The organism is Pseudomonas fluorescens, assembly GCF_041354075.1.
Classification (GTDB): domain Bacteria; phylum Pseudomonadota; class Gammaproteobacteria; order Pseudomonadales; family Pseudomonadaceae; genus Aquipseudomonas; species Aquipseudomonas fluorescens_CE.
This window is the reverse complement of sequence record NZ_JARZGC010000003.1, coordinates 231,865-238,507: the sequence shown is the minus strand read 5'-3', so window position 1 is coordinate 238,507 and position 6,643 is coordinate 231,865. Positions and strand designations below refer to the sequence as shown.

8 protein-coding genes are annotated in these 6,643 nt (G+C 59.8%); all 8 read left to right on the top strand.

Translation table 11 applies throughout. The annotated features are described in order from the left end of the window. The first annotated feature begins 145 nt into the window (after window positions 1-145). The 8 genes from ruvC to tolB all read left to right on the top strand — a co-directional run bounded on the left by ruvC (window position 146) and on the right by tolB (window position 6,594). The gene (gene ruvC, locus QIW53_RS05335) at window positions 146-670 is read left to right on the top strand and encodes a crossover junction endodeoxyribonuclease RuvC (protein ID WP_192305557.1); all 525 of its coding nucleotides are present in this window, start codon (window positions 146-148) and stop codon (window positions 668-670) included. A gap of 113 nt (window positions 671-783) precedes the next feature. Next, the gene (gene ruvA, locus QIW53_RS05330; protein WP_192305559.1) at window positions 784-1,398 is read left to right on the top strand and encodes a Holliday junction branch migration protein RuvA; all 615 of its coding nucleotides are present in this window, start codon (window positions 784-786) and stop codon (window positions 1,396-1,398) included. Next, the gene (gene ruvB / locus QIW53_RS05325; RefSeq protein ID WP_371048600.1) at window positions 1,399-2,460 is read left to right on the top strand and encodes a Holliday junction branch migration DNA helicase RuvB; all 1,062 of its coding nucleotides are present in this window, start codon (window positions 1,399-1,401) and stop codon (window positions 2,458-2,460) included. It begins immediately after the preceding gene. Between the two features lie 128 nt (window positions 2,461-2,588). Then, the gene (ybgC, locus tag QIW53_RS05320) at window positions 2,589-3,056 is read left to right on the top strand and encodes a tol-pal system-associated acyl-CoA thioesterase (RefSeq protein ID WP_371048599.1); all 468 of its coding nucleotides are present in this window, start codon (window positions 2,589-2,591) and stop codon (window positions 3,054-3,056) included. Beyond that, the gene (gene tolQ, locus QIW53_RS05315; RefSeq protein ID WP_224537974.1) at window positions 3,046-3,741 is read left to right on the top strand and encodes a protein TolQ; all 696 of its coding nucleotides are present in this window, start codon (window positions 3,046-3,048) and stop codon (window positions 3,739-3,741) included. Before ybgC ends, tolQ begins: the two co-directional genes overlap by 11 nt. Before the next feature lie 23 nt (window positions 3,742-3,764). Further along, window positions 3,765-4,217, top strand: a complete 453-nt coding sequence (gene tolR / locus QIW53_RS05310; protein WP_371048732.1) for a protein TolR — start codon at window positions 3,765-3,767, stop codon at window positions 4,215-4,217. After that, window positions 4,217-5,296, top strand: a complete 1,080-nt coding sequence (gene tolA / locus QIW53_RS05305) for a cell envelope integrity protein TolA (RefSeq protein WP_192305567.1) — start codon at window positions 4,217-4,219, stop codon at window positions 5,294-5,296. The genes tolR and tolA overlap by 1 nt, the downstream gene beginning before the upstream one ends. Before the next feature lie 17 nt (window positions 5,297-5,313). After that, window positions 5,314-6,594: a Tol-Pal system beta propeller repeat protein TolB gene (gene tolB / locus QIW53_RS05300; protein ID WP_371048731.1), complete on the top strand. Its 1,281-nt coding sequence runs from the start codon at window positions 5,314-5,316 to the stop codon at window positions 6,592-6,594. Window positions 6,595-6,643: the final 49 nt, after the last annotated feature.

Below are 6,643 nucleotides of genomic sequence, written 5' to 3'. Positions count from 1 at the left end.
GGGTCACGCCCGCGGGGGTTTTTTGGGGGGGGGGGTGTTGCCCCTAAACGGTTTTTCCACGCAATGTTGGTCGCTTTTTTATACGGCCTCTTCGCGAGCAAGCCCGCTCCCACATTTGTTATTTGTTTAGTTGATCGCAGGCGTTATGACTTTAATTCTTGGTATCGACCCCGGTTCACGCATTACCGGTTACGGCGTGGTGCGCGATACCGGTCGTGGCTGCGAGTACGTGGCCTCCGGCTGCATTCGCACCGGCGCCGGTGAGCTGCATGAGCGCTTGCAGATTGTCTATCGGGGGGTGCGGGAAATCATTCAGACCTACCACCCGGTGACCATGGGCATCGAAAAGGTCTTCATGGCGCGCAACGCCGACTCCGCCCTGAAACTGGGGCAGGCCCGGGGCGCCGCCATCGTCGCCGGTGCCGAAGAAAGCCTGGAAATCGCCGAGTACAGCGCGACCCAGGTCAAACAGGCGGTGGTCGGCACGGGCGCGGCCAACAAGGAGCAGGTGCAGATGATGGTCATGCACATGCTGAAACTGACCAGCAAGCCGCAAATCGACGCCTCCGACGCCCTGGCCATCGCCATCTGCCATGCCCACACCCGTTCCAGCTTGCTGCCCCACGGCCTGGGCGCCGCACGCAGTCGTGGCGGACGCCTGCGTCTCTGATAGCATCAGCAATCATTTTTCCGGAATGAGGGTTTTGTGCCTGTGTCGTCGGCGTGAAACCCTCGTTCTGTCAGTCGCCAGTACACCCTGGCCAACGCTCAAGGATCTGTAACGTGATTGGACGCTTGCGCGGTACCCTGGCTGAGAAGCAGCCGCCGCACCTGATTCTGGATGTAAACGGCCTGGGCTACGAACTGGAAGTACCCATGACCACCTTGTACCGCTTGCCGTCGGTCGGTGAACCGCTGACGCTGCACACCCATTTGGTCGTGCGTGAAGACGCGCAGTTACTCTATGGGTTCGCCAGCAAACGTGAGCGAGACTTTTTTCGCGAGTTGATCCGTCTCAATGGGGTCGGGCCAAAATTGGCGCTGGCCTTGATGTCGAGCCTGGAAGTCGATGAGCTGGTACGTTGCGTGCAGTCCCAAGACACCTCGGCGCTGACCAAGGTGCCGGGCGTCGGCAAAAAGACCGCCGAGCGTTTGCTGGTGGAGCTCAAGGACCGCTTCAAGGCCTGGGAAACCGTCCCGGCAATGTTCGCTCTGGTGCCCAACCAGCCTGGCGGGCCGGACGTGGCACCGGTGGCCAGCGCCGAAACCGACGCGGTCAGCGCGTTGATTTCCCTGGGCTACAAGCCGCAGGAGGCGAGCAAGGCGGTGTCCGCGATCAAGGAGAAAGGTTTGAGCAGTGAAGACATGATTCGTCGTGCCCTGAAGGGAATGATCTAAGTGATTGAAGCTGATCGTCTGATAACCGCCTCGCCGGCACCACGTGAGCGCGAGGAAGTCCAGGACCGGGCGATTCGTCCTGTCAGCCTGGCGGAGTACATTGGCCAGCCGACCGTGCGCGAGCAAATGGAGTTGTTCATCCAGGCGGCTCGCGGGCGCAGCGAGTCTCTGGACCACACGCTGATCTTCGGTCCGCCAGGCCTGGGCAAGACCACGCTGGCAAACATCATTGCCCAGGAAATGGGCGTGTCGATCAAAAGCACCTCCGGGCCTGTCCTCGAGCGCCCGGGTGACCTGGCCGCGCTGTTGACCAACCTCGAGCCGCACGACGTGCTGTTCATCGACGAAATCCACCGCTTGTCGCCGATCGTCGAAGAAGTGCTGTACCCGGCCATGGAAGACTTCCAGCTCGACATCATGATCGGCGAAGGGCCGGCGGCGCGCTCGATCAAGCTGGACTTGCCACCCTTTACCCTGGTGGGCGCGACGACGCGTGCCGGCATGTTGACCAACCCGCTGCGGGACCGGTTCGGCATCGTTCAGCGGCTGGAGTTCTACAGCACCGCCGACCTGGCCACGATTGTCGGCCGTTCGGCCACTATCCTCGGTTTGCCGCTGGACCCGGACGGGGCTTTCGAAATTGCCCGTCGCGCCCGTGGCACCCCACGGATCGCCAACCGGTTGTTGCGCCGGGTTCGCGACTTCGCCGAAGTTCGCGGCAAGGGCCACATCACCAAGCCGATTGCCGACCTGGCCTTGAACCTGCTGGATGTCGATGAGCGTGGTTTCGATCATCAGGACCGGCGCCTGCTGTTGACCATGATCGAGAAGTTCGACGGTGGGCCGGTCGGCGTCGACAGCCTCGCCGCCGCCATCAGTGAGGAACGTCACACCATCGAGGATGTGCTGGAGCCCTACCTGATTCAGCAGGGCTACATCATGCGCACGCCCCGGGGCCGGGTCGTCACGCGGCATGCGTACCTGCATTTTGGCTTAAACATTCCGTCACGATTGGGCGAAATGCCCGTGGTAGACGAGTTTCTTGACGGTGCTGACGATTAATTAACGTCTGCGCGCTGATTTTTCGGGCATTGTGCTGTCCTAGGACCGTACTTTCTCCGGTAAAGCCGCAGAACCATGAAAAACAGTTGCCTGGCCGGATTGGCAACCTGAGGAGTAAGCACTAGAGTATGCGCGCGCAAAACGGGCTTGAGCCGTTCGCACATCGTTGTCGCGTTTATTACGAGGACACCGACGCCGGCGGCATCGTGTATTACGTCAATTACCTCAAGTTTATGGAACGGGCTCGAACCGAGCGGCTCCGGGAGCTGGGCTTTGCCCAATCCCAGCTGGCAGGGGAGGACCTGTTGTTCGTCGTGCATTCCAGCGAAGCGCGCTACCACGCGCCGGCGCGACTGGACGACGAACTGCTGGTAAGCGCTGAAGTAATCGAATTGAACCGCGTCAGCCTGCGCTTCAAACAGCAGGTCAGGCGGGCTGCGGATGATGCGCTGCTCTGTGAAGGGCAGTTCCTGGTGGCCTGTGTGCGCACCAACAGTCTGAAACCCCGGGCCATTCCCGAAACTCTACGTGCGGCCTTTGCCGACGTGAGCGGCGCGGGTACACACTCAAAGCAGGAGATAAAGCGTGGAAGCTAACGTCGTCGACCATTCCTCCATGTGGAGCCTGGTCAGCAATGCCAGTATCGTGGTGCAACTGGTGATGCTGACCCTGGTAGCCGCATCGGTGACCTCATGGATCATGATTTTTCAGCGCAGCAACCTGCTGCGCGCCGGTCGACGTGCCCTGGAGAGCTTTGAAGAGCGCTTCTGGTCGGGTATCGACCTGTCCAAACTCTACCGTCAGGCCGGCAGCAACCCGGATCCGGATTCCGGCGTCGAGCAGATCTTCCGCGCCGGCTTCAAGGAGTTCTCCCGTCTGCGTCAGCAGCCAGGCGTTGACCCGGAAGCGGTCATGGAAGGCGTGGCCCGTGCCATGCGCGTGGCCATTTCCCGCGAAGAAGAAAAGCTCGAGCAGAGCCTGCCGTTCCTCGCCACCGTGGGTTCCGTCAGCCCGTACATCGGTCTGTTCGGTACCGTCTGGGGGATCATGAACTCCTTCCGTGGCCTGGCCACTGCCCAGCAAGCGACCCTGGCCACCGTGGCCCCGGGTATCGCCGAAGCCCTGATCGCGACCGCCATCGGTCTGTTCGCCGCGATTCCGGCCGTTATCGCCTACAACCGTTTCGCCGCCCGCAGCGAAACGCTGATCGGCCGCTACTACACCTTCGCCGATGAATTCCAGGCGATCCTGCACCGCAAAGTGCACACCAGCGAAGACTAAGCAGGTATTTTCCAATGGCTTTAATCGCTCGAGCCCGCAACAAGCGCAAGCCGGTCGCCGAGATGAACGTGGTGCCTTACATCGACGTGATGCTGGTACTGCTGGTTATCTTCATGGTGACCGCGCCGATGCTCAACCAGGGCGTGAAAGTGGATCTGCCCAAGGTTTCCAGCGAAGCCTTGCCGCAGGACAACAACACTCAGGTCCTGACCATTTCGATCAAGGCTGACAAGACCTACTACTGGAACCTTGGCAGCGAAGTCGACACCGAGAAACAGCAGGATCGCGCCATGACCCTGCCGCAGATGACGGATGCGGTGACCAAGATCATTCGCAACGGCAACGAAGGCGGCAAACACACCCAGGTGTTCATTCGTGGCGACAAGACCGTTGATTACGGTGCCGTCATGGGGGCGATGGGCGGGTTGCAGAAAGCCGGGGTCGGTAACGTTGGTCTGATTACCGAGGCACCCTGATGCAGCAACAGCGAGAGCCAACAGCCTCGGAAAGCTACTTCTGGCCCAGTGTCTGGGCGATTTGCTTGCACGTGCTGGTTTTCGGCATGTTGTTCGTCAGTTTCGCCTTCACGCCGGAGCTGCCGCCGGCCAAGCCGATCGTTCAGGCCACTCTGTACCAGCTGAAATCGAAAAGTCAGGCAACGACCCAGACCAATCAGAAGATTGCGGGTGAGGCGAAGAAATCCGCCGCGCGTCAGACTGAAGTCGAACAGATGGAACAGAAGAAGGTTGAGCAGGAAGCGATAAAGGCTGCGGAACAAAAGAAAGAAGAAGCGGCTCAAAAGGCCGAGGAAGCCAAGAAGGCCGACGAGTCGAAGAAAGCGGAAGAGGCGAAAAAGGCTGATGAAGCCAAGAAAGCCGATGAAGCGAAGAAGACCGCGGAAGCCAAGAAGGCAGAAGAGAAACAATTGGCTGATATAGCCAAGAAGAAAGCCGAGGAAGAGGCCAAGAAGGCTGCTGAAGAAGAGGCCAAGAAAGCGGCCGCTGAAGAAGCGAAGAAGAAGATCGTCGAAGACGCGAAGAAGAAAGCCGCGGAAGACGCCAAGAAGAAAGCTGAAGCTGAAGAGGCGAAGAAGAAAGTCGCCGAGGACGCGAAGAAGAAAGCTGCTGCCGATGCTGCGAAGAAGAAAGCGCAGGATGCGGCACGTAAATCTGCCGAAGATAAAAAGGCTCAGGCCTTGGCAGACCTGCTTTCCGACACGCCGCAGCGTCAGCAGGCCTTGGCGGATGAGCAGGGTGACGAAGTCGCTGGCAGTTTCGATGACCTGATTCGCGCTCGTGCAGCGGAGGGCTGGGCTCGCCCACCTTCGGCGCGCAAGGGCATGACGGTGGTGTTGCAGATCGGCATGTTGCCCGACGGCACGGTGACTTCGGTCAGCGTGGCCAAGTCCAGTGGTGACGGTCCGTTCGACGCATCGGCCGTGGCAGCGGTGAAGAATATTGGACGTTTGACTGAAATGCAGGGAATGAAGCCGAGTGATTTCGCTCCGTATCGTTCGTTCAAGATGACATTTACACCTGAGGATCTAGCCTTGTGAGAAACCTTCTTCGAGGAATGCTGGTCGTGATCTGCTGCATGGCAGGGCTCGCGATGGCAGATGAGAAAAACATTCTGGTCACCAGCGGCAGCGATCGGGCGACGCCGATTGCCGTCGTACCTTTCGGTAACCAGGGCGGCAGCGTGTTGCCGGATGACATGGCGGAAATCATCGGCAACGACCTGCGCAACTCGGGTTACTACGCGCCGATTCCGAAGCAGAACATGATCAGCCAGCCAAGCCAGGCCAGCGAAATCATTTTCCGTGACTTCAAGGCGCTGGGTGCCCAGTACGTCATGGTCGGCAGCATCGCTCCGGCCGGCGGTCGCCTGCAGGTGCAATACGCCCTGTTCAACGTCGCTACCGAGCAGCAAGTGCTGACCGGCAGCGTGTCGGGTGGTGTCGATCAACTGCGTGACATGGCGCACTACATCGCCGACCAGTCGTTCGAAAAACTCACCGGTATCAAAGGTGCGTTCTCCACGCGTCTGTTGTACGTGACGGCCGAGCGCTTCTCCGAGAAGAACACGCGCTACACCCTGCAACGTTCGGACTACGACGGCGCCCGCGCCGTGACCCTGCTGCAATCGCGCGAGCCGATCCTGTCGCCGCGTTTCGCACCGGATGGCAAGCGCATTGCCTATGTGTCGTTCGAGCAGAAGCGTCCGCGTATCTTCATGCAGAACATCGACACCGGTCGCCGTGAGCAGCTCACCAATTTCGAAGGCCTGAATGGCGCGCCTGCCTGGTCGCCGGATGGCAATCGCCTGGCGTTCGTGCTGTCCAAGGACGGTAACCCGGATATCTATGTGATGAACCTGGGTTCGCGTCAGATCACCCGTGTCACCAGCGGTCCCGGCATCAACACCGAGCCGTTCTGGGGCAAGGATGGTTCGACCATCTACTTCACCTCGGACCGTGGCGGCAAGCCGCAGATCTACAAAACCAGCGTGGGCGGTGGTGGCGCGGAGCGGGTGACCTTCGTTGGCAACTACAACGCCAACCCGAAACTCTCGGCTGATGAAAAGACCCTGGTGATGATTCACCGCCAGGACGGCTTCACCAATTTCAAGGTGGCAGCCCAGGATTTGCAGCGAGGAAGTGTAAAAATCCTCACTGATAGCACTCTGGACGAGTCGCCTACTGTTGCGCCCAACGGCACCATGGTAATCTACGCCACCCGCCAGCAGGGCCGGGGAGTCTTGATGCTCGTGTCCATCAACGGACGCGTAAGGCTCCCGCTTCCTACCGCACAAGGCGAAGTCAGAGAACCTTCCTGGTCCCCTTACCTGAACTGACGCGGCGCTACACGTTTTACTTAACACACTGGGGTTCATTAGGAGTTTC